The 22,290-nt window shown below is 53.5% G+C and carries 21 protein-coding genes; 6 read left to right on the top strand and 15 right to left on the bottom strand.

Annotated elements, in window-relative coordinates; genetic code table 11:
* Positions 1-15: 15 nt before the first annotated feature.
* The 6 genes from J2X61_RS21655 to J2X61_RS21630 all read right to left on the bottom strand — a co-directional run bounded on the left by J2X61_RS21655 (position 16) and on the right by J2X61_RS21630 (position 5,115).
* Positions 16-222 (bottom strand): hypothetical protein, encoded by a 207-nt coding sequence (locus tag J2X61_RS21655; RefSeq protein WP_274467836.1) that lies wholly within the window; start codon positions 220-222, stop codon positions 16-18.
* A 71-nt stretch (positions 223-293) separates the two neighbouring features.
* Complete coding sequence (locus J2X61_RS21650; RefSeq protein WP_310190506.1) at positions 294-437, bottom strand: hypothetical protein; 144 nt, start codon at positions 435-437, stop codon at positions 294-296.
* A gap of 457 nt (positions 438-894) precedes the next feature.
* A complete protein-coding gene (locus J2X61_RS21645; RefSeq protein WP_274467834.1) occupies positions 895-1,761 on the bottom strand; it encodes a sugar phosphate isomerase/epimerase family protein in 867 nt (288 codons plus the stop codon).
* Positions 1,762-1,800: 39 nt separating this feature from the next.
* The gene (locus J2X61_RS21640) at positions 1,801-2,661 is read right to left on the bottom strand and encodes a sugar phosphate isomerase/epimerase family protein (RefSeq protein ID WP_310190505.1); all 861 of its coding nucleotides are present in this window, start codon (positions 2,659-2,661) and stop codon (positions 1,801-1,803) included.
* Between the two features lie 29 nt (positions 2,662-2,690).
* Complete coding sequence (locus J2X61_RS21635) at positions 2,691-3,749, bottom strand: Gfo/Idh/MocA family protein (RefSeq protein ID WP_274469273.1); 1,059 nt, start codon at positions 3,747-3,749, stop codon at positions 2,691-2,693.
* A 163-nt stretch (positions 3,750-3,912) separates the two neighbouring features.
* On the bottom strand, positions 3,913-5,115 hold the full coding sequence (locus J2X61_RS21630) for an MDR family MFS transporter (protein ID WP_310190503.1): 1,203 nt from the start codon (positions 5,113-5,115) through the stop codon (positions 3,913-3,915).
* Between the two features lie 231 nt (positions 5,116-5,346).
* Between J2X61_RS21630 and J2X61_RS21625 the strand changes: the two genes are divergently transcribed.
* Positions 5,347-6,108, top strand: a complete 762-nt coding sequence (locus J2X61_RS21625) for a DeoR/GlpR family DNA-binding transcription regulator (RefSeq protein ID WP_274467831.1) — start codon at positions 5,347-5,349, stop codon at positions 6,106-6,108.
* Between the two features lie 737 nt (positions 6,109-6,845).
* Here the strand turns inward: J2X61_RS21625 and J2X61_RS21620 are convergent.
* Complete coding sequence (locus J2X61_RS21620) at positions 6,846-8,492, bottom strand: putative bifunctional diguanylate cyclase/phosphodiesterase (RefSeq protein WP_274467830.1); 1,647 nt, start codon at positions 8,490-8,492, stop codon at positions 6,846-6,848.
* A gap of 234 nt (positions 8,493-8,726) precedes the next feature.
* On the opposite strand from J2X61_RS21620, the gene J2X61_RS21615 reads away from it, so the two are divergent.
* Together J2X61_RS21615 and J2X61_RS21610 are read left to right on the top strand one after the other, a co-directional pair.
* On the top strand, positions 8,727-9,497 hold the full coding sequence (locus J2X61_RS21615) for a phytanoyl-CoA dioxygenase family protein (protein ID WP_274467829.1): 771 nt from the start codon (positions 8,727-8,729) through the stop codon (positions 9,495-9,497).
* Between the two features lie 82 nt (positions 9,498-9,579).
* A complete protein-coding gene (locus tag J2X61_RS21610) occupies positions 9,580-10,410 on the top strand; it encodes a helix-turn-helix domain-containing protein (protein ID WP_274467828.1) in 831 nt (276 codons plus the stop codon).
* A 7-nt stretch (positions 10,411-10,417) separates the two neighbouring features.
* On the opposite strand, the gene J2X61_RS21605 is transcribed toward J2X61_RS21610, so the two are convergent.
* The 3 genes from J2X61_RS21605 to J2X61_RS21595 all read right to left on the bottom strand — a co-directional run bounded on the left by J2X61_RS21605 (position 10,418) and on the right by J2X61_RS21595 (position 12,736).
* Positions 10,418-11,050, bottom strand: a complete 633-nt coding sequence (locus tag J2X61_RS21605; protein WP_310190500.1) for an SGNH/GDSL hydrolase family protein — start codon at positions 11,048-11,050, stop codon at positions 10,418-10,420.
* Between the two features lie 81 nt (positions 11,051-11,131).
* Complete coding sequence (locus J2X61_RS21600; RefSeq protein ID WP_310190497.1) at positions 11,132-11,974, bottom strand: helix-turn-helix domain-containing protein; 843 nt, start codon at positions 11,972-11,974, stop codon at positions 11,132-11,134.
* Positions 11,975-12,004: 30 nt separating this feature from the next.
* Positions 12,005-12,736, bottom strand: coding sequence for a phytanoyl-CoA dioxygenase family protein (locus J2X61_RS21595; RefSeq protein ID WP_310190495.1), 732 nt, complete (start codon positions 12,734-12,736; stop codon positions 12,005-12,007).
* Between the two features lie 195 nt (positions 12,737-12,931).
* Here J2X61_RS21595 and J2X61_RS21590 point away from each other — a divergent pair, with 195 nt between their 5' ends.
* The 3 genes from J2X61_RS21590 to J2X61_RS21580 are packed head-to-tail and all read left to right on the top strand — an operon-like array spanning position 12,932 to position 16,662.
* The gene (locus J2X61_RS21590; RefSeq protein WP_274467824.1) at positions 12,932-14,410 is read left to right on the top strand and encodes a spore germination protein; all 1,479 of its coding nucleotides are present in this window, start codon (positions 12,932-12,934) and stop codon (positions 14,408-14,410) included.
* On the top strand, positions 14,407-15,522 hold the full coding sequence (locus J2X61_RS21585; RefSeq protein WP_310190492.1) for a Ger(x)C family spore germination protein: 1,116 nt from the start codon (positions 14,407-14,409) through the stop codon (positions 15,520-15,522). The genes J2X61_RS21590 and J2X61_RS21585 overlap by 4 nt, the downstream gene beginning before the upstream one ends.
* A 39-nt stretch (positions 15,523-15,561) precedes the next feature.
* Complete coding sequence (locus tag J2X61_RS21580; RefSeq protein WP_310190490.1) at positions 15,562-16,662, top strand: GerAB/ArcD/ProY family transporter; 1,101 nt, start codon at positions 15,562-15,564, stop codon at positions 16,660-16,662.
* A gap of 184 nt (positions 16,663-16,846) precedes the next feature.
* On the opposite strand, the gene J2X61_RS21575 is transcribed toward J2X61_RS21580, so the two are convergent.
* The 5 genes from J2X61_RS21575 to J2X61_RS21555 are packed head-to-tail and all read right to left on the bottom strand — an operon-like array spanning position 16,847 to position 22,275.
* Positions 16,847-18,361, bottom strand: coding sequence for an FGGY-family carbohydrate kinase (locus J2X61_RS21575; RefSeq protein ID WP_310190487.1), 1,515 nt, complete (start codon positions 18,359-18,361; stop codon positions 16,847-16,849).
* A gap of 9 nt (positions 18,362-18,370) precedes the next feature.
* Positions 18,371-18,526, bottom strand: coding sequence for a hypothetical protein (locus J2X61_RS21570; RefSeq protein WP_310190484.1), 156 nt, complete (start codon positions 18,524-18,526; stop codon positions 18,371-18,373).
* Between the two features lie 23 nt (positions 18,527-18,549).
* A complete protein-coding gene (locus J2X61_RS21565) occupies positions 18,550-20,670 on the bottom strand; it encodes a Sip1-related alpha-galactosidase (protein ID WP_310190482.1) in 2,121 nt (706 codons plus the stop codon).
* A 13-nt stretch (positions 20,671-20,683) separates the two neighbouring features.
* Positions 20,684-21,646, bottom strand: coding sequence for an ROK family protein (locus J2X61_RS21560; protein WP_274467818.1), 963 nt, complete (start codon positions 21,644-21,646; stop codon positions 20,684-20,686).
* Positions 21,643-22,275 (bottom strand): D-sedoheptulose-7-phosphate isomerase, encoded by a 633-nt coding sequence (locus J2X61_RS21555; RefSeq protein WP_310190479.1) that lies wholly within the window; start codon positions 22,273-22,275, stop codon positions 21,643-21,645. The genes J2X61_RS21560 and J2X61_RS21555 overlap by 4 nt, the downstream gene beginning before the upstream one ends.
* Positions 22,276-22,290 lie beyond the last annotated feature (15 nt).

Here is a 22,290-nt window from a genome sequence, read left to right as displayed (position 1 = left end):
TTATATGCTATGAAACTATGAGACTTTGCCAAACGCATGCATCTGGTTGCTCATGATTTGGGATACGATAATTTTGTGTTGTTCCGCTCTAGCCACAATAACTTGCAAACTATGAAGAATTTCCGCGGCTTCATCGAGATACTCCCGATCGCCAAACAGCTCATAGAGGCGCATATAGTCATTGTATTCATCCAACCATTGATCGAAGTAAGAAGATTGCATCTCTATCACTCCCTTAGATCTATGATAGAGCAGAAACATTAAATTTTTATTATAAATAGATTAATTATTTTTTAATCATCTCGATGCCACCCTATGCCGCAAATAATCAGGACGGACAGGAACAGAAGCCCTCCGATCACATCCCACCAAATACTGCCCGCAACGTTGGGAATAACGCCGATACCAATGATGATCACCGGTGCAAACCACATCATTTTCTCTAGTTTACTTTGAATTGCCTTTAGCTTGTGCAATATGTACGACCCCTATATGATGCAGTATGTTGTTTTGACTTGACACCGTATACACTTCGGAGTTTACATAACATTTCAGACCGTAAGATCGATAAGTAATGAGATCCAATTTGTGGGATTAATATGACACTCTCCGAGCACCCGCTCCAATCTATATGAAAATTCATATACAATTCTCATTTTGAGGAAAAAAACGAACTTTCTATTCGAAAAATAGCATATATTTCAGCATTTCCGCCTTCCTTCTGCTAAGTCTATTCGAAAAATCATACAGATTTGCGGTAAGGGGTGATTCACGGGTGACAGGGTGGCAGCTCGCTCAAGGCGAAGACGATTTGCCGGATTTTTGACTGGCGGCCGCCTCACCGGCATAACGAAAAAAGCCCAAGGACACATGCGTATCCCCGGGCCTCCCTTATTATTGATAGTTACGGATAAATGCAATCGCTTTGGCGATATCCTGTTCCGGCTGCTCCCCGACCTCACGCTCGATCGTTAGATAACCTTTGTAGCCGATATCCCGCAGCGCCTGGAAATAACGCGTAAAATCTACATTTCCTTCGCCAAGCGCCAGCTCGCGGTAGTACGCTCCCGATGTCGCCGCCTCGGCAATGGCTTCGTGACTCATCGGCTTATAGCCTAATGAGCCATAGATTTCGCGCGGATCCGCTTGACGCAGGCGAACGCCGTCCTTCACATGGGTATGGACGATATAGTCTTTCAGCGTAATGACGCCTTGCACAGGGTCGTCGCCCGTTACCATCACCATGTTGGCCGGATCGAAGTTCACGGAGACGCCGTTCGTCGACAAGCTGTCCAGGAAGCTTTTTAAATGGGCCGCAGTTTCCGGTCCCGTTTCGATAGCGAAGTAAGCATCCAAGCTCTTGGCATACACGCCCAGCTCTTCGCAAGCCCGGTGCATCGTCTCATAGATCGGATCGTCTTGCCTTTCGGGAACGACACCGATATGAGTCGTCACGACCTTCGTACCCAGCTCAACGGCTAGGTCCAGAATGCGCTTTGACTTCTCGATTTTGGCCGCGTTGACCGTCGCATCTTGGAAGCCATGACCGCCCAAATCGCCGCAAAGCGCAGAAATTTCAAGTCCAAGCGACTCAATATACGCTTTAAGCTCTTTGCGAGCGGCAGGGGACAGATTCGCCGGATCCATTTCACCGGAGACCGCGTAAATTTGAACGCCGTCAGCGCCAAGCTCCTTCGCCTTCTTCAAACCGTCCCGTACCCCGAGACGGAGACTGTCGACCATGATTCCAATTGGATTCATCCCGCTTCGTCATCACCTTTCGCATCGTTATATATGAATCTATTCCATATCTTCCCATAGTCTTCTGATATTTTGCAAGCCGATCGACGTTCCTGTCTTACACTCTTCCATCCCTTCGAATTCCAAGGAAATGTAACCGTCGTAACCGGACTCCTTGATGACCTTAAGCACAGCTCTCATATCAATGTCCCCATGTCCGACGATCGCGCCGCGCAAATAGTTGCCCTGCAGTGTCGGGAACCAGCCTTGACCGGGATTCAAATGCGCCGGGCGCAGGTAGAAGTCTTTCACATGGACCATAGACGCGAAGCTGATATTGTTCTTCACAGCGGCGACCGAGTTCTCATCGGCGCACATGAAATTGCCCACATCGAGGGTTGTCCGGAAGTTCGGACGGTCTACCGCTTGGATAAGCGCCTGCACCCTGTCGCTGTGCTGAACGAAGTAGCCGTGATTCTCAACGCTGGTCGTAATCCCGTATGCCGACGCATAGTCGGCAATTTGCCGGCACGCTTCCGCCATCCGTTCCAGCTCCCGGTTGAAATTGGCGATGGAACGGTCCGGGCTCGACGCGACGTCATGGCGCATTTTCTTCACGCCGAGTCTGGCCGCCAGCTCAACCTCGCCTTTGACCCGCTCGATTTCCTTGCGGTAGGCTTCCTCCGTATCCGTCAAGAAATTCGCGCCGATCGCATAGTTGGACACTTCGATTCCGCGGGACTCCGCCTTCTGGCGGATGCGGTCTGCGAGCTCGAAATTGCCCGGCAGGTCATAGCCCAGCGGCACGATCTCCACGTGCTCGCCGCCTTGATCTGCGATCCAATCGATAACGCCCATGATGTCCATCTCTCCGGACTTCAGCGCTTGAAACAAACTATATGTGCTAACTCCAAGTTTCATAAGAGCTCCTCCATGCTTCTTCTACTGGACTACAGTTGGATTTCCTGACCTTTGGCCGCCGACTCATAGATGCCGCACAGCATCTTCATCATGTTCAGGCCGTCCTCTACCGGAGATATCGGCTCTTTACCGTTCTGGATGCAATCGATGAAATGGTTGATTTCATTTTGGAAAGCTTGCGGAACATTGATCGTTTTGGCATCCGTTTGCGGTGAAACGTTCAGGATCGTGTCATGCATTTCCGTGACGAAAACAAGCTCCGGCTCAATCTCCACGCCGCCTTTGTCCCCGTAAAGCTTGACCGCGATCTCATCCTTCTTGGCATGGAGCGTGAAGCTGACGTCGACAAGCAGCGAAGCCCCGTTCTCGAAACGAATCAAAGCATTCGCCATATCTTCCACCGTATTATGAGCAACGTCGTAGTCGGCTGCTTTGTAGAAGGACAAATTGCGCACATTCGCGCGATTGCCGAGCTTATTATATGTATTGCCGCTAACCGAAACTGGCTTCGGACGGCCCATCATGTACCAGCATAAATCAATGACATGAACCCCGATATCGATCAAAGGTCCGCCGCCGGAACGCTCCGTGTCTGCGAACCAGCCGCCAGGGTTGCCCAGCCGGCGAAGACAGGACGCTTTGGCATAGTAGATTTCTCCCAAATTATCTTTATCGATGAATTGCTTCACGAGCTGAGCATTGGCGTCATAGCGGCGGACGAAGCCGACCTGCAGCGTTTTGCCCGTTTCACGGACGGCATCCTGGATGCGCTGCGCTTCCTCCACTGTTTTGCATAGCGGCTTCTCGACCAGCACATGTTTGCCGGCACGCAAGGCCGCAATACTGATCTCAGCGTGCGTATTATTCCATGTACAAATGCTGACCGCATCAATCTCCGGGTTCGCGAGCAGCTCTTCATAACTCGTATAGATGTGTTCGATTCCATACTTGGCAGCCTTCTCTTCCGCTCTCGTACGATTAAGATCACAGATTGCATACAATTTGGCGTTAGCCTGATTGGCATAGGACTGCAGATGCAGATCGGAAATGGATCCTGCACCGATGACACCGATGTTCGACTTGTTCATGCTCATAGCGGAAAATATCCTCCCTTGTTGTCTTATAAAACTCAGAATAGCATGCTTTATCCTTAGGTAGAATGCATAGGATGAGCAAGTGCATGGACTATTTGTTCAAAATGAAAGAGGACTTCCCACCGGATACATGTTCCGAAAGAAGTCCCCGATTTGGCTACATTTGCATCGCTTTGGCGTGTGACCGCCGTCCCTGCTCTCTAAGCATAAACAGGATATTCATGAGACCGAGCAGCAAAAAGCTGACCCAAGGCAGCGCTCCCCGTCCGGACGCCGCGCCCATATCGTACAAATAGCCGCCGCCGACATTGCCGAGCATGGCTCCGATCGATAACGCCAGACTGTTGAAGCCAAAATAACTGGCGATGCTCCCGCTGCCGGCATATTCGGACACCATCGCATTCATCATCGGCTGCAGGAACACTTGCCCGATCATGAACGCAATCACTCCCGCATAGATCCCGATCATGGAGCCTGTCATTCCGATCGCGAATAGGCCCGACGCCAGCAGCAGAGTAGCCAGCGACAATACGCCGAAGGGCTGCATTTTGGCTTGTCCCAGCTTGGCAAGGGGCACCTGCAGCAGCACCATCACGATAGCGCCGCAGGAGTAGATCAGCCCGATGTTGGCGCCGGGATCGATGCGATTCACGCTTAGCGGTACCGCGATATAGAGCTGTGCGACGAGCGACCAGGAGATCATCGTGTATACCATGAAGCGGCGGAAATCCCCGTTAAGCAGCACGCTTCTCATCTGCGGCCACATGCGCGCATCCTGATCCTTCATATGTTCGTTGCGAATCTGCGGCAGCAAAATCAAGCTCAAGAAGAACGAGAACACGAAGATCAGCGTCGCCGTCAGACTGACATATTTGAAATGGAATCCCATCAGAAGAGCCCCTGCGACCGGACCTACAACAAATCCCATGTTACTGAGCATCTCGCGGATCGCATAGACCGTTATCCGGTTCTGCGGTGTGGAGAGTGCCGCGTAGTACGCATAGCTGGCCGGTTGAAACAGCGCCGCGCCAAGGCCTGAGAAGAAACAGGCGAGGACGAGACCCGGCACCTGATCGACGAAGCCGAACATACCGAACCCGAACGTACGGATGAATAAGCCGATCAGAATCGTTCGCTTGTAGCCAAGCCGGTCGGCTAGCGTGCCGCAGAGGGCTGAAAGCCCCTGCTGGCTTAAGCTGCGAATCGCCGAAATGACGCCGACAACAGTGACGCTAAGCAGCAGATCGTGCAGCAAATACGAGGCAAGCAGCGGAATCATCATGTAGAACCCCACCGCCATGCTGAACGTATTCAAGAACATAACCCAGAAGGGCAGCTTGATAGATGTTAGCTTTTTCAATGGTTGTATCATTACTTTTCCCCGTTTCCTTCTTCGATGTGTTTTCTCACATCTCACCAACATAACGGATTCGGCCGGGGCTGCCTATGGACTTTCTTTATATGGGCTTGGGTATATTGTTGTTGTTTTTTTTGATATACTCATCTCACTGATCGAACCAACCAAACCATAACAAACATTCATGCACATAGCCCATCATACGGTGAACCATATAGAAAGGCCGGTGACCGAATGTTACCCGAAGTAAGACATTCCAAAATGATCGAATTGCTGAACCAAACCGGTTCCATTAAGGTTTCCGAGCTTAGCAAAGCGTATCAAGTCACGGAGAAAACGATTCGCGAGGATCTGGAGAAGCTGGAAGCCTCCGGCATCCTGAAAAGAGTGCATGGCGGCGCGGTCCTGGTCGAAAGCTCGAGCTCGCTGCTGCCCATTCACAAGCGGCGGGTCCGCCAGCAAGCGGAGAAAGAGCAGATCGCGGCAAGCGCCTGCCGGTGGATTGAAGACGGCCAAATCCTTCTGCTTGACGGCGGTTCAACAACGCTGGAGCTTGCCAAGCTGATCGTCCACAGGACCTTGACGGTCATTACGAACGACACGAAGATCGCCTCGGTACTGGCGGATTGCCAGCAGATCGAGCTATGCCTGTTAGGCGGATACCGCCGCAAAGGCACCTATACCATCATTGGGCCAAGCGCTATCCAGATGGTGGATGAGTTGAATGTGGACATCGCTTTCCTGGGCTGCACAGGGATCGACGCGGAGCGCGGCATTTCCGTGTTTCACCGGGACGAGGCCGAGCTGAAGAAACGAATGATCCGCGCCTCCAAGAAAACGATTTTGTTGACCGACCACACCAAATTCGATCAGACCGCGCTTGTCTCCTTCGCCTCGTTGAAGGAGATCGACCTTTTGATCACCGATGCGCAGACGGACGACGAGGTTGTCGCCAGATACACCGAGCGCGGACTCGAGGTGCAGCGGGCGACATAGGATCTTCACCCAAATCCAAAATCCGCAAAGCTCACCCTGGCAGAGATTCATGCAATTTGCCGGCATTCCTCGCTTAGCGGGCTTTTCGTGGGAAATAATGGGAGTATTTCCTGTTATGCATCTAATATAACGGCCATCGGTATGTGTTTAAAGGGAGCTTTTCCGGTTATTCGCCGAGAGGGGTAACTTGCAGCGGCTAGGTTAATGGATGCATGAAGGAACGTTTATGAAAACCGAGGGCGTGGGGCTACCGTCTCCGAATAACGGGAATTTCTCCTGTTATTCGCAGCATTTTTGAGCGATGGAGGCGGCATTACTGGAATTTCTCCCGTTAATTTGCCGTCATTTCCTCGCTTTGCGAGCTTTTCATGCGAAATAACAGGACTATTTCCTGTTATGCAACCCAAACTACGCGATCGGGAAGCGATTAGCGGGAGTTTTTCCAGTTATGCATCCAACATAACGCGATCGGTATGTGCCTGGCGGAAGTTTTTCCAGTTATGCATCCAACATAACGCAATCGCTCAGCGATTAGAGGGAGTATTTCCTGTTATTCGCCGTCAGGAGGACATGACATCATCCCTTGGCGCATCACGTTGCCAGATAAGCCAGGATTGCTGCGTGACTCACCGGAATGCTTGTTGTCGTCACAACAGACGGCCTCTCCTTTGGACACGCGGCGCAGGTGCGTAGGGGCCGACTCATCCCACACACCGCCCCCCCCTCGGCACCTTCCTTCAATTACCGACCTGCACCTTCCCGAACAAATCCCCCGGCGCAGGCAGGTCTCCCCAATCAACCGGCTTATTGAAGTAATAGCCCTGCAGCCCCCAGCAGTTCAATTCCTGCAGCATCGCACACTGCTCCTCCGTCTCAATGCCCTCCGCAATGACGAGCAGGTTGAGCGCTTGTGCCATCGCCAGGATCGCCGTAATCAACGGCACATTGCCGTCGGCGATGAAGGATCGGTCGATTTTCAATTTATCGATCGGCAGCAAGGTTAGCATGCTTAGCGACGAATAGCCGGTGCCGAAATCGTCCAGCGCAATCGTAAAGCCGTGCGCCCGCAGCTCGCGCAGCGTCATTTTCACGTCCTGCATGGAGTGAACGGTGGCGCTCTCCGTAATTTCCAGCTCCACCGACTGGGGAGTCACGCCCTCCTCGGCTGTAATGCGCATCACCCGGCTTCCAAAATCCGGTTCATTCAATTGCACCCTGGATATATTGACCGACACTTTGAACGCCGGACCGTACGCCTTCATTAGCCGGTGCCAATCCTTGCAAGCTTGCCGGATGACCCAGTAGCCGATCTCCACGATTAAGCCCGTATCCTCCGCTACCGGAATAAACCGATTCGGCTGAATGAACCCCTGCTTCCCGCAGTTCCACCTCAGCAGCGCTTCCGCACCGATAACCTCCCGGCGCCCCGGATGGCAGATGAGCTGATATTGCAGATGCAGCTCCTCTTTCTCGATAGCTTGAGAGAGCGCCAACTCATGGATGAAATTTTCGACATGATCGTATTTGTAAGCGGCTTCGTAAATGTGGAACCTTCTCCTGCCCGCGCTCTTCGCCTTATATAAGGCGATATCCGCTTGCTTCAACAGCGTCTGCAGCGTTTCATTCTCGGTGCGCCGGGACACGCCGATGCTGGCGCTAAGCTTCAAAGACCGGTCATTCACGCTAAACGGCTCGTGAAACAGCCGAATGATTCGTTCGGCCGTATCTTCCACGGTGCCGGAATTGCGCTGCTCCACCACGATGAATTCGTCTCCGCCCAGCCGTACAAGCGTGTAGGGCTCTCCGAATTGTTCCGTAAGCCGGTCCGCGACTTGGATCAGCACGGTATCGCCTACATCGTGACCGAACATATCGTTAATATTTTTGAAATAGTCCAAATCCAACAAATACAGGGCAGAAGCTCCCGATACATGCTCCATCAAATACCGGCGGTTAACCAGTTTGCTCAGCTCGTCGTGATAGGCGTATTCATACAACAAATTTTCGTGCTTCTTACGCTCCGTAATATCCCTGGTCACCGAGAAAATGAACCGGACTTGGCCGTCCTCGCCAAAGATCGGCGTCAGAATGCTTTCCCCGCTAAGCAGGCCGTTAGGCAATACGACGCCATCCTCGTATCGAATTCTTCGCCGTTCATCGACAGCTCGCTTATATTTTTTATATAAATAGTTCGCCATTTGGCTGGTGTTCGCTTCAAAAAATGTCCGCCCGGCTTCTTCCATCGTAACGCCGCTAAATCTGGACGCCGCACGATTGACATAAAAGTATCGTAAATCGGAACCATCCACGCTCATCACATAAATCGAATCCTCTATATCATCCAGCATGTGCAGGAGTAACTCAATATCTAGTGTCTTTTTCATCTGCCGACCCCTTAACGTTAACAACATCCTTATGTTTGCAACGTATACTATTCGCCAATTCTTTACAAAGTCCTCCCTTTTTCTACATATGTGCAGCTCCCGTTCATCCCCCGTCTTCCAATGATCGTTTTGTGCTACTCTTGATCGTTTTCATCACTTATCATTCCGCTGGCTGCGTTTTACAATGAAGGTAATTCAACGAATCTAAATCATATCCTACGGGAGGTTATATGTATGATTACCAAAGGAAGCGCCTTTTCCATCGAACAATTCCGCGAGGAGGGCTACAGCGGCCCGATTCAAGGGCTATCTCTTCAGGAAGCCGATATGTACTATAACCGTTTCTTCGAGGTCATTCAGCAGTCCAAATTCGAACCGGGGCCGACCAAAGTGAATTTATCCGCATGGCATCAACGCCATCGCTGGGCTTACGAACTTGCCACGCACCCGAGCATTGTCGCAGCCATGAAACAAATTCTCGGCGAGGATTTGGTCCTGTGGGCCATGCATTTCTGGTACAAAGAGCCGAATAACGATAAGTTCATCCCTTGGCATCAGGATATCAATTACTGGCCGATGGACCCCGCCATCAATGCTACCGCTTGGGTAAGTCTGGGCTGGTCGATTCGTGAGAACGGTTGTCTGCGCGTCATTCCGGGAACGCACCGAGATCATGTGGAGCATGTCGATACCGGAACGGATCAAAGCGCGTTCTCCGAAGGCTTGCCGGCGGAAGCGATCGATGAATCGAAAGCCGTCGATCTGGAGATGTCACCCGGCCAAATCGCCTTCTTCAATGAAGCGACGTTCCACGGTTCGGAGAGAAACAACTCCAATATCCCGCGCGTCGCCTTCTCGGTGCGGTATACGACGCCTGAAGTGAAATTTCTGATGGACGAATGGGGTGGAGATACGTCCAGAATCCGCACGTACCTGGTACACGGAGAAGACCGTCTCAATCGCAATGAAGCGATCCGAGGCGTCGTTCCGCAAACACAAGACTAGACGCGAGAACGCTTTCAATCCAACTTACGGTCATGCTACAATGAGCACAAACGATTCCATATAAAGCGAGGTGGCTGGTTCTTTGAACTCCTATCAATTGATCATCGATTCGCTCAGCATCCGGTTTCTGCATATCAAACACTATGAATTGGATTACAAATGGCAGGCCAGCCACCGTACGCTTCATCATTCGGTGCTTTGGATCGTGCAGAAGGGCAGCTTCCTGCTCGAGGTCGATCAAATCCGGTATACGTGCAAGGAAAACCAGCTCTGCATTTTGCCGGCCCATACGGATATCAGCTACCGGGCCATATCCAGCGAGCTGTCGCTAACGAGCATTAATTTCGATGCGGAGATTGCGCTGCTCAGCAACCGGAGCTGGGGGCATGTGCTGAATTTGCCGGTTGTTTTCGATCAAAACGTGCACAGCTTGGGGCCCTTAATCCAAGATATGGTCACGCATATCGGGGATACGTCCCCATTCGTTTCCTTACTGATGCAATCATCGCTCCTGCGTATGCTGTATGAGCTCATGAACCGCGAGATGCCGGAGCAGCCGATCTCTCCTTATTCGCATATGGATAACCGGATTCATACGATTATTCACTATTTGCTCTCCCATCCGTCTCGCATGCCCGAAATCAGGGAACTTGCCGAGCTGGTGCAGCTCAGCGATTCGCATCTGCGCAAGCTGTTCATCAAGCAGACGGGACAAGCACCGCTGCACTTCGTTCATAGCTTGAAAATTGAACAAGCAAAAAGGCTTCTCGCTACAAGCGTGAAGCCTATCTCACAAATTTCGTATGAGCTTGGCGTCGACAACGCCAACTATTTCACCCGGATGTTCAAAGCCAAATCCGGTCTCACTCCCGTGCAGTATCGCCAGCAATATGGCCTGTGGCTGAATGAATGAGCCAGCCTTATTCGATGGCCCCGACAGCCTGCAGCCAAGCTTTGGCGATCAGAGCATGTCCGGCAGGAGACGGATGCACGCCGTCCGGCGCCCAGAATGCGCTTTCAGCTCGAGTCGAAGCAGCGGCGAATAGACCGTCCAAGCAGACAAGACGAGCGCCGAACTCTCTGGCCAGCTCACGTACGACGGTAATTTTCGGATCCAGATCTTCTCTCCACGTTGTGCGGTCTTCCGGAACGGGCAGCACGAATGGCTCGATCATGACGATCTTGGCGCCTGTCTCTGCCGTTTGCGTCAAAATATCGCGGTAGCCTGCTTGAAACTTCTCCGTTGAAGTCGGGTCATTGCGATCATATCGTCTCCAAGTGTCGTTAATTCCGATATAGATGGATACGACATTCGGTTTCAAATTCAAGCAATCCTGCTCCCAACGATTTTGCAAATCGACGACGCGGTTGCCGGAAATTCCCCGGTTCAGGAATTGAACCTGCTTCTCCGGATATTTGGCCGCAAATTGGCCTGCTGCCATCAAGGCATAGCCTCTGCCCAGATCACTGCCGTTATCGCGGTTGCGGTTTGCATCCGTAATGCTGTCCCCTTGAAATAAAACGATGTCTCCTTGACTAATCCATGCTGACATGCGATGCTTCCTCCCCTGTAATCCCATGATCCCTTCTGTTTCCAAAAGTTGCCTAGAGTATAGCACAGCCTACCTTACCTATCAACCTTGTTTTCTCGCCTTCTGCACCGTTCTCGGCGTCTCTCCGAAGCGCTGCTTGAACACCCGCTCGAAATGCGTCAACGTATGAAAGCCTGAGGCATAGCATATTTCCGTAACCGGATAATCCGAGGAAATCAGCAGCGACTTCGCGAATTTCAGCCGGAGATCCTGCAAATACGTTTGAAACGGGATACCGGTCGTTTGGCGGAACAGCTGGGAGAAATAGTTAGGCGCAAGCCCTGCATGCTTAGCCGCTTCTTCCAAGGAAATCGTTTCCCGGAAATGATGATGAATATGGAGCAAAGCCCGGTGCACGTCGGGGTGCTGCGGGTTTCTTTTTTTATCCCCGCCGGTTCTCGTCTGTCTTGCCGTATACAGCAAAATACGCTCCAATGCACCTCTGACGATCAGCTTGTGTCCGATGCCCAGGGCTTGCGATTCTTCCCAAATGAGCCGGAACTCGGACTCGACAGCCGGATAACATCCCGTCATATCGGCATTCCAGTAGGCTCCCGCTTCTTGAAAAAACACGGCTTTCAGCTCTTCGCTGAACAGCTCGTCGGAAAATACGAGGTTATATAGATGCAGCGTCTCCGAACCATGAGGACCGATTTCGTGGAAATCGGCCGGAGTCAGCAGGAACAAGCTGCCCGGATGCAGCTCATAACAGACACCGTTCACGACGTTGCGCCCATGTCCGGATAGAACGAAGCAGAGCTCATAGAATTCATGCCAATGAAGCTCACACAGACGGTCTACCTGTTGAGAATAGATATGAAAGGATGCGGACGGATGCATGTACTTGTCGTTCATTAACCGCTGAGGCTGAACTTTTCTGCGCATGTAGCCTCCTCCTTTCTTTTTCTAACTCACTTACACATTGGCATACTGATTTCCTGCCAGATCTTTGCCCCTGGCCAGCCAAACCTTGAAATTGCGGTTCTTCTCGGGAAATACCTTCGTATCCGTTGCGAAATAACGCATCGTATAGCCGCACCGGCGGTACGGACTCTTATTGGCATCCGCCCCGTGCGCAATCCGTGCGTCGTGCAGCGAGCATTCGCCTCTCGCCAGCTCGAAATGGACGGCTCCGGATTTATCCAAATTTTTAATTTGCGTGCTGAACAAATTTTTCGTCCCGTCCACGGCCTCATACTCCGAGAACTCGTTGTCATGCGTGCCCGGAAGCACCTGCATGCAGCCGTTCTCCTTCGTGCTCGGGTCAATCGCGAGCCAGATCGTCACAATTTTATCCAGCCGGTCTACACGGCCCTTCCAATAAGCGGAATCCTCATGCCATGGCGTCGCTCGGCCGACGAAAGGATCCTTACAGATGAAATGGCTCGACCATAACCCGATATTCGCTCCAAGAAGCGGCTCGACCAAATCAAGGGCTTCATCCGATAGCAGAAACTTCAGCAGCCTCTCATCGCGGAAATGCGGCGTATCCAGCTCATCGGACAGTTTGCTGCCCTTCTGCGCAAGCTGATCCTCGAAAATACCAGTCAATTCCGCCAGTTGGTCCGCTGAAAATAAAGGCTTATGGTGAAGCAAATACCCGTTCTTCCGATAAAATGCTACCTCTTCATTCGTCAATCCGCTCATCGTCTTATGCCTCCCCAGACTATTTATGCTTACATGTCTACTATACTTCCAGAGCACACGCAGAGCTTATCGTTTCTTACTTAGAAGTTAGCGTATCTTCAGATCTGCCAGTGCAATTTTCCCGGGAGCCGATGTATAAAAAAAGGGCCTTTACAAAAAAATACCAACAAAAAGAATGAATGGATGACATGCGCGATGCTGAAAACGGAAGCCCAGGATATCGAACACCTCCTCGCGCTCGCCAAGCGGTCCAGCGACTTCACCGTCAGTACGGTTTCATTCACACAGCCTCCGCTGAGCATTTGCTATTACAAGACGTTGATCGACGAGAAACTGCTGCAGGAGCAGCTGCTGCGCGCGATGGAGAGCTGCGCGGCGGAGATTCACGACTTAGAGGATCTTAAGCGTCTCCTCACGATCGACGGCATTCAAATTACGGATTGCATACAAGACATTCAGAGCATGCTGTTCAAAGGGTCCGCCATCGTCAGGTTGACGGAGCATAGCGGGCTCTGCGCCTTGGTTCCGTTAACAAGCAAAGAAGGGCTGCGCAAAAACAACGACACGGATAACGAATTTAGCGTAGTCGGTCCGAAGGTCGGCTTCGTCGAGGATTTGGACATTAACCTGCACCTCATTCGCAGTCAAATCGCCGTTCCCAATCTGATTGTGAAGACGTTGAGTCTCGGCAGCATGTCCAATTCCCGGGTAGCGATCGTATATATCGATGGCGTAACCAATCAAGATAACGTGGCTGTCATTGAAGACAGGCTGCGCACGCTCGATTTTGAGGTTGTATTCGATACATCGCAGCTCGACCAGATCATTTCGGACAATTCGTGGTCCCCTTTTCCGCTGTTCGTCTCCACCGAACGCAGAGACCGGGTGATCTATTCGCTGATCTCCGGCCAGGTCGCCGTGATCAGCGACGGGTCTCCTTATTTCATCACAGGACCATCCACCCTGTACGATTTCTTCATCTCGCCGGAAGACTACTATTTGCCTTGGATGCTCGGCTCTTTTTTCCGGATAATCCGCATTCTCGGCGTCCTCTTCTCGGTGTTCGCCTCGGCCTTGTATGTCGCGATCACGACGTTTCACTACGAGGTTATTCCGCAGGACTTGCTTCCGCCGTTGATTCTCTCCAGGCAAAATGTGCCGTTCCCGCCCGTGCTGGAGGTGCTCTTCCTGGAGATCACGATCGAGTTCCTCCGCGAGGCCGGAGCCCGGCTGCCCACCAAGATCGGCCAGACGCTCGGTATCGTCGGCGGTATTATTGTCGGACAAGCAGCGGTTGAAGCGGCTTTATGCAGCAATATTTTGATCATCATCGTGTCCTTATCCGCCTTGGCTTCGTTCGCAACTCCGATCTACAAGATGTCCAACACCATCCGCTTCTTGCGGTTTCCGGTCATCATTTTGGCCTCGTTCTGGGGCAGCATCGGCTTGTTCTTCGGAATTTGTTTTATTTTGATCCATATCACAAGACTGAAATCGGTGGGCAGCCCGTATACCGTCCCGATCTATCCGCTGCGGCCTAAGGATCTGAGAGACAGCTTCATACGTTCCAACTATGAAATTACCAATATGCGGCCCTCTTATTTGAAGCCCGAAACGATCCTGCGCTATATTCCGAAACGGATCAAAAAGAAAAGCGATTGGGAACAGGAATGACCGTCAGAAAGGAAAATGAACGCTGTATGATCTCTAGAGCGGCAATCACTTTGATCGCTTGTTTGACTGTGTCCGCGTGCGGCAACCAGCAAGTCATCAACAAAATCCAGCTTGTCCAAACTGCAGGCTATGACCTGATAGACGGCCGTTCGCTCTGCTCGGTCAATACAGCCAACTATACGGAAAAAGGAAAAGCGAATCCGCAGCTGCTGATGACGAGCTCTGATTCCAGCTTCGATATGATTCCCCGGTTGAACACGAAGACGAACAAAACGATACAGTACGGCCAAATGGGATTGGTGCTCTTCTCTAAAACATACGCAGAGCAAGGCATCGGTCCCGTTATCGGCAGCTTCTGCCGTGACGCCAAAATTTCCGCCCGCATCCAGATGGGCGTGTCGGAGATCGAGGCTCACAAGCTGCTCGCGATAGCTAATAAATCGCAGGAATCGCTCTATTTGACGAACATGGTCGAGCAAAACATTGAATCCGGCAATCTTCCCAAAATGAATTTTCAGCAGATCCTGTTCGACCATTATGGTAAGGGGCGGGACTTCTACCTTCCCTTCTTCACATTAGAGAGCGGCACCGTGAAGATTGACGGGCTAGCCCTGTTCAAGGGTGACAAATTTGAAACCAAAGTGAGCATCCGCGAAGCATTCCTGCTGAAGCTGCTCACCCAATCAACCCGCAGCGGGAGTCTGCTCATGCCGATGAAAGGCGACAAATCAACGATTCATGATTACGTGCTCGTGAAGAACATCTCCTCATCCATACGCTATCGTTACGATACGTCAAATACGGAGCCTGCCGTGGTTTTTCAACTGAAGCTCAAGGTGCTCGTCAAAGATATCCCCAGTTGGCTGCATTTGGAGACCCAAAGCGAGATGAATCAGTTTGAACAACAGCTATCTTCTTATTTGGCCCAACAATGTGAGGACTTCATTCAGCTGTGTCAAACCAAGATGGTCGATCCGCTCGGGCTTGGCGACTTCGTCAGAAGCAGAACGAGGAACTGGAATGAACAAGATTTTCAGGCTTCCTATTCACAGCTAAAAACAAAGGTTAACGTCGACTTAGCGATCGTGCAGAGCGGTGTCGGAGAGCTATAGGGTGGCAGCAAGGTTATATGTACAGGGGGAATTCCAAGCATGCCGAACACAGTTCGTGACAAATTCGCCGCTTCTCCTTATTTGCTCTTTTTTGTGATCTATACGAGCATTGTCGATGCCGGCATGATGTATTTTCAAAGGGAAATTGTGAAGAGCGCCGGATACGATGCCTGGACTTCAATATTAATTACCGGAGTCACGATGCACGTTTTCATCTGGTTGATGTTCCAAATATTATCCAGCCGGCATACGCCGAATACGACGATCGTCGAGATAAACCGGACTACGTTCGGCAAGCTGGCGGGGACCGTGTTGAATCTGGCTCTCGCCTGCCATTTCATCCTTGGCGCTTTCTCGACGTTCCGCACGTATTTGGAAGTGCTCCAGGTGTGGATATTTCCCGCCATGCAAATGATGCCGATTGCGCTCATCATCTTCCTGCTCATTTATTATGCGGTATCCGGCGGCTTTCGTACGGTTGCCGGTCTGTGCTTCTGGGGGGCTGTCAGCACATTCCTCTTTATCGCTCCGCTGACGATACGGCTGATCCCTGAATTTCATCCGCAAAATTTACTGCCGGTCTGGAATCATTCCGCTGAACAAATAGTCAGGTCCACGCATACCATGATTCCTTATTTCCTGGGGTTCGAGGTGCTGCTGCTCGTCTATCCGTTCATTCAGACACCGGCCAAATCGCAAAAATGGGCGCATGGCGCCGTTCTCACGGCAACGCTCATGTATTTGCAAGTGGGCTTGAGTTCGTTCATGTACTACAGTGAAGGTCAAATCGTTCATATCATCTGGCCGACCTTGAACATGATATCCATTATGCAATTCCCGCTCATGCAGCGGGTGGAATATCTCGTCATCTCCATTTGGTTTATTAAGATGCTGGCCAACATTTCATTAAGTCTATGGGCAGCATGCCATAGTTTGAAGCTGTCCGTGCGGGCGAAGCCATCCGTTACATTATGGATCATCCTCGCGTTGTTCGTGATCGCGCAGCTCGTTGTCAAAGACTACTCCCGGCTGCAAGCGTTGAACAACGTCTATGAGCGGATCGGGATGATCTTAATTTTCGGCTATTTGCCGTTGATGTATATCGTCACGCGGTTTCGAAGGAAGAAGAACGGGGGGTGAACGGCGCGGTCCCTCGGCCGGCTTGCGGCTTACGGACCGTATTCGTTAATCGGCGGTAAATGGAACGGACACCAGGAACGCTATTGGGCATTTTCGAGGCGTAATCGCCTCAAAATGCCCAAATAAGCGCACTGGTGTCCGATAGCAGGCACTCGTGGCAGAAACGGCATACAGCGATGCGTTCTCATCGCTGCATCTGCCCGCTCAGCCACCGGTCATAGCCGAGCAGCAGCGGCCGCAGCGGCGAGAAGCCAGCCTCCATCATGGCGCGATACGCCTCATGCCCCGCAGGGTCGGGCTTATACACGTGCGAGTTCCCGGCAGGGAGCGCCCTAATCGCCTCGCTGTATGAAGCGTACACGCCGCAGCCGACACCTGCGGTTAGCGCAGCCCCAAGCAGCGTCGCCTCGGGCAGCTCCGGCTGCTCCAGCTCGATGCCGGATACATCGGCTTTGATCTGCAGCCAGTGGCGGTTCTTGGCGCCGCCGCCGACAACGACCAGCCGGCGAACCGGCTCGCCGCCGATGAGCTCGGCTTCCTGCCGCATCCATTCCATCTGGAAGGCGTTGCCTTCCAGAATTGCCTTGAACATGTCTCCGCGCTGATGGCGTGCGGACAGTCCGATCCACGCCGCCCTCGCCGAGGCGTCGACGGAAGGCGCCCCGCAGCCGGACAAGTACGGGTAGAACAGAATCCCCGTCGGTCCCGCCGGCACGCGGTCCAGAAGGCTCATGATATCGGCATACGACATATCGCCCGCATCCAGCAAGCCCCTCAGCCACTCGATCGAGCCGCCGGAGGCGGAGTGGCCGCCCATCCAGAACATTTGCCCCGGCAGCGGGTGCAGGCCGAACGCCAGGCCCGAATCATAATCCGCCTGCCCGAGCGGCCGTGTTGCCAAGCTGCCGACGAGCGTCTCGGCCGTGCCCATCGAGTTATAGACCTGCCCGCGCTCCCGCTCCCCGATAGAGAGCGAAGCGCAGACATGGTCATGTCCGGCGAGGCATACGGCCGTATCCGCGCCGAGTCCGAGATGGCCGGCGATATCAGGCTGCACGCTTCCGACGGAAGCTCCGGTCTCCACCGCCGGCGGAAACAAACTTGCGTCCAGGCCGAAATGCCGCAGCAGCGGAGCGTTCCACTTCCGCTCATCGATGCGGTAAGCAAGCGTGCGGGCTGCAAGCGTCTCTTCTTCGGCGAAGCGGCCTGTGAGCTGGTACGCTGCAAACGCCGATACCGACAGCCATACGCAATCCCTCAGCGCATCTTCCTGCGTCTCCCGGATCCACAGCAGCTTCGAGAGCCCTTGCTTGAAGGAAGGGTGCAGACCGCTTTGACAGAAAAGCTCGTACGTGTCCAGTTCCCGTTTGATCCGGGCTTCCTGGGGGATCGAGCATGTTTCGAACCAGGGGATGATCAGCGACTTGGCGGCTCCCGTCCGGCGATCCACCAGCATGCCGCTCTCCGCCATGCTCGTAATGCCGATAGCCCGTACTGCTCCTATACCGGCTGTTGTCCCGGAGACTTCACGAATTAATTCACAGAGCGTCCCCCACAGCTCCTGCGGGTCATAATACATATAACCCTGCTCGTGTTGATGCTTCCGGTTCGGCCTGCTCGCAGCAGCCAGCAGCTTCCCGTCTTCACTGACAACCCCGGCTTTGATATTCGTCGTTCCGATATCCAGCGCTACTAACATGAAGCCACCTCATCTATGCAAAAATGACAAAACGTTCGAATGCACCTTCACTTCCCGCAGGATGGATTCGCTATCCTCTTCCATTGCCAGAGATCCCCCGATAATGACGACGTCCGCCGCTCCCAGCTGCGGAATGCGGGCTTCCCATCTCATCGTCTTGTTCATGCCAGCTCACCCCGTTATCCCCATTAAGGCTTGGCAGTCAGAATAACCTGCCAATTGTCGCCATCCTGCGGCACTTCCACCTCGAAGAGACCGCCGCCGACAGCTTTAACGGCAAGCGCCTTCCCGTTTACGCTCACGTCTGCGGAGCCGGAGACTGCGGCGAAACGGAACTTACCGCCTTCCTTCAATTGAAGAGAAACGGTATTCCCCTCATCCTTCACATGCTGCACGGCGTCGGTCGCGATGTATTTCTCGGTCAAACCGATCGGCGTCACCGCACCCCTAGCCGGCACAATGACATACAGCGCACATTGCCCTGGCTGCAGCTCGAAAGTCATTCTTTCGCCCGCACGCAGCTTGTGCATACGGCCTGAGAAATGCTCGTACAGAACAAAGGAATCGCCAGACAGCCCCGGAACGTCGGACGGACCGACAGTGCCTGTCACGGCATCCGTGAATTTGCCGATATGGAAAGCGGCGACGACACCCGAGCCCTGCGCCTTGTTCCACAGCTTGAGCGGCACCTTCTCCTGCATCGGATCCAGGAACAAGCAATCCGCCGTCGGGCTTGGCGGCTGCTCGCAGCGAATGATGCTGCCGTCGCGGTAAATGAGCGGCCATATTTTCGAAGCGTCCGTATTCCCCGGCGCGTCGCTGAAATAGACAGGACCTCCGCTAACGGAGCGAAGCACCGCATTTTGAATATCGTCGTGGTTCTTGGTCCAGTACATGTCCCAATCGCCATAGTAGAACGCGCCGTGATAATACGAATTGTAAGCATTCTGCAAGGCGTGTTCGGCGAAGCCGTATGCATCCTGCGGAACAAAATCGTCGCTATTGCGGGAAACGGACGATTTGGGGCGGTGCCACATATTCTCTGCAGCCATCCCCATGCAGTTGATGATCGTATTGTTGAAATGCAGCGATGCCGAAGCTTCCAATGCTTGATGAGCGGCAGCCGCCGCCTCGCCGATCGCCTTCTCGTGCTTGGTGAAATTCAAAACAGCGCTCTGGCTGTCGACTTTGACGAAATCGACCCCTTGCCGCTCCAGGTAGGAATGCCAGGCATGCCAGAAGCCGAATCCCCGGCCGGCGTCCGGATACGGAATCAAGCTGCCTTTGGCGTTGCTGTACAAGTAGCCGCTGTATTGTTTGGCCAGCGGAGACTCGGGATGAATCCCGCCCCAATAACCGGCAATCGTATGCCATACACCGACCCAACGTATGCCGAACTGCGTCTTGAGCTCACGGACCGTATGCCCCAGCCCTTGCGGGAACTTGTCCGGATCCGCATCGAAGCCGGCCAGCTTCCTGTCTGTAATTTGCGACCAACCGTCGTCAATCATGACCCAGCGGACAGGCAGGCCTGCCGCTTTCATTTCCTCCGCTTTGCGAAGCAACCCTTCTTCGTTGACTTGATGATAGAAGGCATCCCAAGAGCACCAGCCCAAGGAATCGAGGATCTCCGGGTACGGCTTCTGCGCGCGAGGCAGCGTAGGGTAATCGAGCGTTTGGAGCGCAATCTGCACATGGCGCTCTACGAGCTCGTACGGATCGCTGCCTGTTCCGAGCACGAACGAGAATGCCTCGCACGCCGTTCTTCCGCCTTGATGGGAAGAGACGCGAACCTGCAACCCGGACGTTCCGCCGCATACGTCCGTGCGGAACACGGGACCGCATACCGGCAGCAAGTGGTAGTAAGCTTCCCCTTGCCGCCACAGCACGGATTGCGTGCGTTCCGGCAAGGCGGACCACTCTCGGCTGAAGTGAGGCCGCGTCCACCAATCTTTATGCTGGTAGTTGGCCATTAAGCCGTCCGCTTGAGCCATCTCCCCAGCCTGTAGGATGATGCCGTTCTGTCCGGCAAAACAAAGCTGCTTGCCAAAATCGTTCGCGTTATTGAACTGGCCTTGGACGGAGCCCAAAACGAAGGTGTCATAGACGCGAAGCTTCAACGTCACGACAGCGGTCTCTTCTTCGTTCCGGTATATTTGCTGCGATTCCAAATAGGCCCCGAATGAATCCATGCCCGAATGCTCTACACTCTCTTTGCCAGGCAGCGGCAGAACGGGGCCGGAGTCCGGCGTCACCGAAACGGCGATACGGCCAAGTACGCCCCTTAGATCTTTATCACTTTGCACCATGGATACCTCTCCTCTACTTCCGCTGTAATTCATATTCATGAAGCGCGACCGACAAACTGGCCGCATCGCCGACGTGGTCCCGAAGTCCGGACGGAACGATCCGGCAGACGCTGAGCGGCAGCGGCAAAGCTTCACGGGCGAGCTCTTCTTGCACCAGCGGGGCGAGCAGCGACTCCTGCCGTTCATAAATGCTGCCGATCACAATCGTATCGGGGTTGAGCACATCGACGAGAATCGCCAGCCCGCGGCCCAACTGCTTGCCGACGATACGCACGGCCTCCAGGGCGAGCGCATCGCCGGCATGTGCGGCTTCGAACACCGCCTTGGCTGACAATTCGCCTGCCCCTAGGCTGGACGCCGCCGCAGCGCTTCCCCCGTTATCCAACAATTGCTGCGCCAATTTGGCGATGCCGCCTCCGCTGCAGTACCCTTCGAAAGAGCCATTCTTCCCGTAACCGGCCGGCCCGTCTTCCGTCAACCGGATATGTCCGACTTCGCCGGCCATATCGTTCGCTCCCGCATGCAGGCGGCCGCCAAGAATGAGTCCGGCACCCATGCCGGTTCCGAACGTCAGGAACACCATGTTCTGCGATCCTCGGCCGGCTCCCCATTTCCACTCGGCAAGTCCGCAAGCATTCGCATCATTCTGCAGGCCGGCGGGCACGCCGAAGCGCGTGCGGAATGGCGTACAGACATCAATCCGGTCCCATCCCGGGAGATTAGGGGGAGAGAGTACAAGGCCGTCTTTACTGCTCAGGGGGCCGCCGCAGGAGATGCCGATCGCCTGCAGGGATCCCCGATGACGCTCAAGCAGCTGCTCCAGCGCATCCGCGAGCTTGGCCAGCGCTTCCGCCGGCGTTCCCGGCGTCGGGAAAGCGATTTTATCCAGAATTTGTACGGAATTCTCCGTGCTCGTACCGAGTACGGCCGCACATTTCGTTCCTCCGATATCGATACCGCCGAGTAAGAGGCTCATGCGAAGAAAGCCTCCTCCAGCATCATGCACAGCACATGGTAAATCGGCAGATGGCGCTCCTGGATGTCCGGGGTCGAGCTGTAAGGAACGCGGACGATGACGTCGCAAAGCTCGTTCAGCCGGCCTCCGCCTGCTCCGGTCAGACCGATCGTCGTAACGCCCAGCGCTTTGGCTACTTGTACCGCATGGACGATATTGGAGGAGTTGCCGGATGTGCTGAATACGACGAGCGTGTCTTCCGGCCGGCCATACCCGTACACTTGCTGCGCAAATACCATGTCGGCCGCCACATCGTTATTGAATGCCGTTGCATAAGCCGTATGGCTCACGAGCGAAATAGCCGGCAGCGCGCCCTGCAGATGGTCCGCCAAGTAGCGTCCCTGCTCCTCCCCGTGGATCATCATCAGCTCTCTCTTCTCCTTGGGAAGCTTGCGCGGAGACATGAAGCCCTTCATCAGTTCGCCTACGACATGCTCGCAGTCCGCAGCGCTGCCTCCGTTGCCGGCCAACAGCATCTTGCCTCCTCTGTCATACGACAGCTTCATCGCCTCGAATGCAGCTTTTATCGACTCACGGCAAGGCTCCAAGTCCGGATATTTCACCATCAGCCTCTCGAACGTCTCACTCATATGCCATGCTCCTCT

This window comes from Bacillus sp. 3255, assembly GCF_031456485.1.
Lineage (GTDB): Bacteria > Bacillota > Bacilli > Paenibacillales > NBRC-103111 > Paenibacillus_E.
This window is presented reverse-complemented; position numbering and strand designations above follow the sequence as displayed.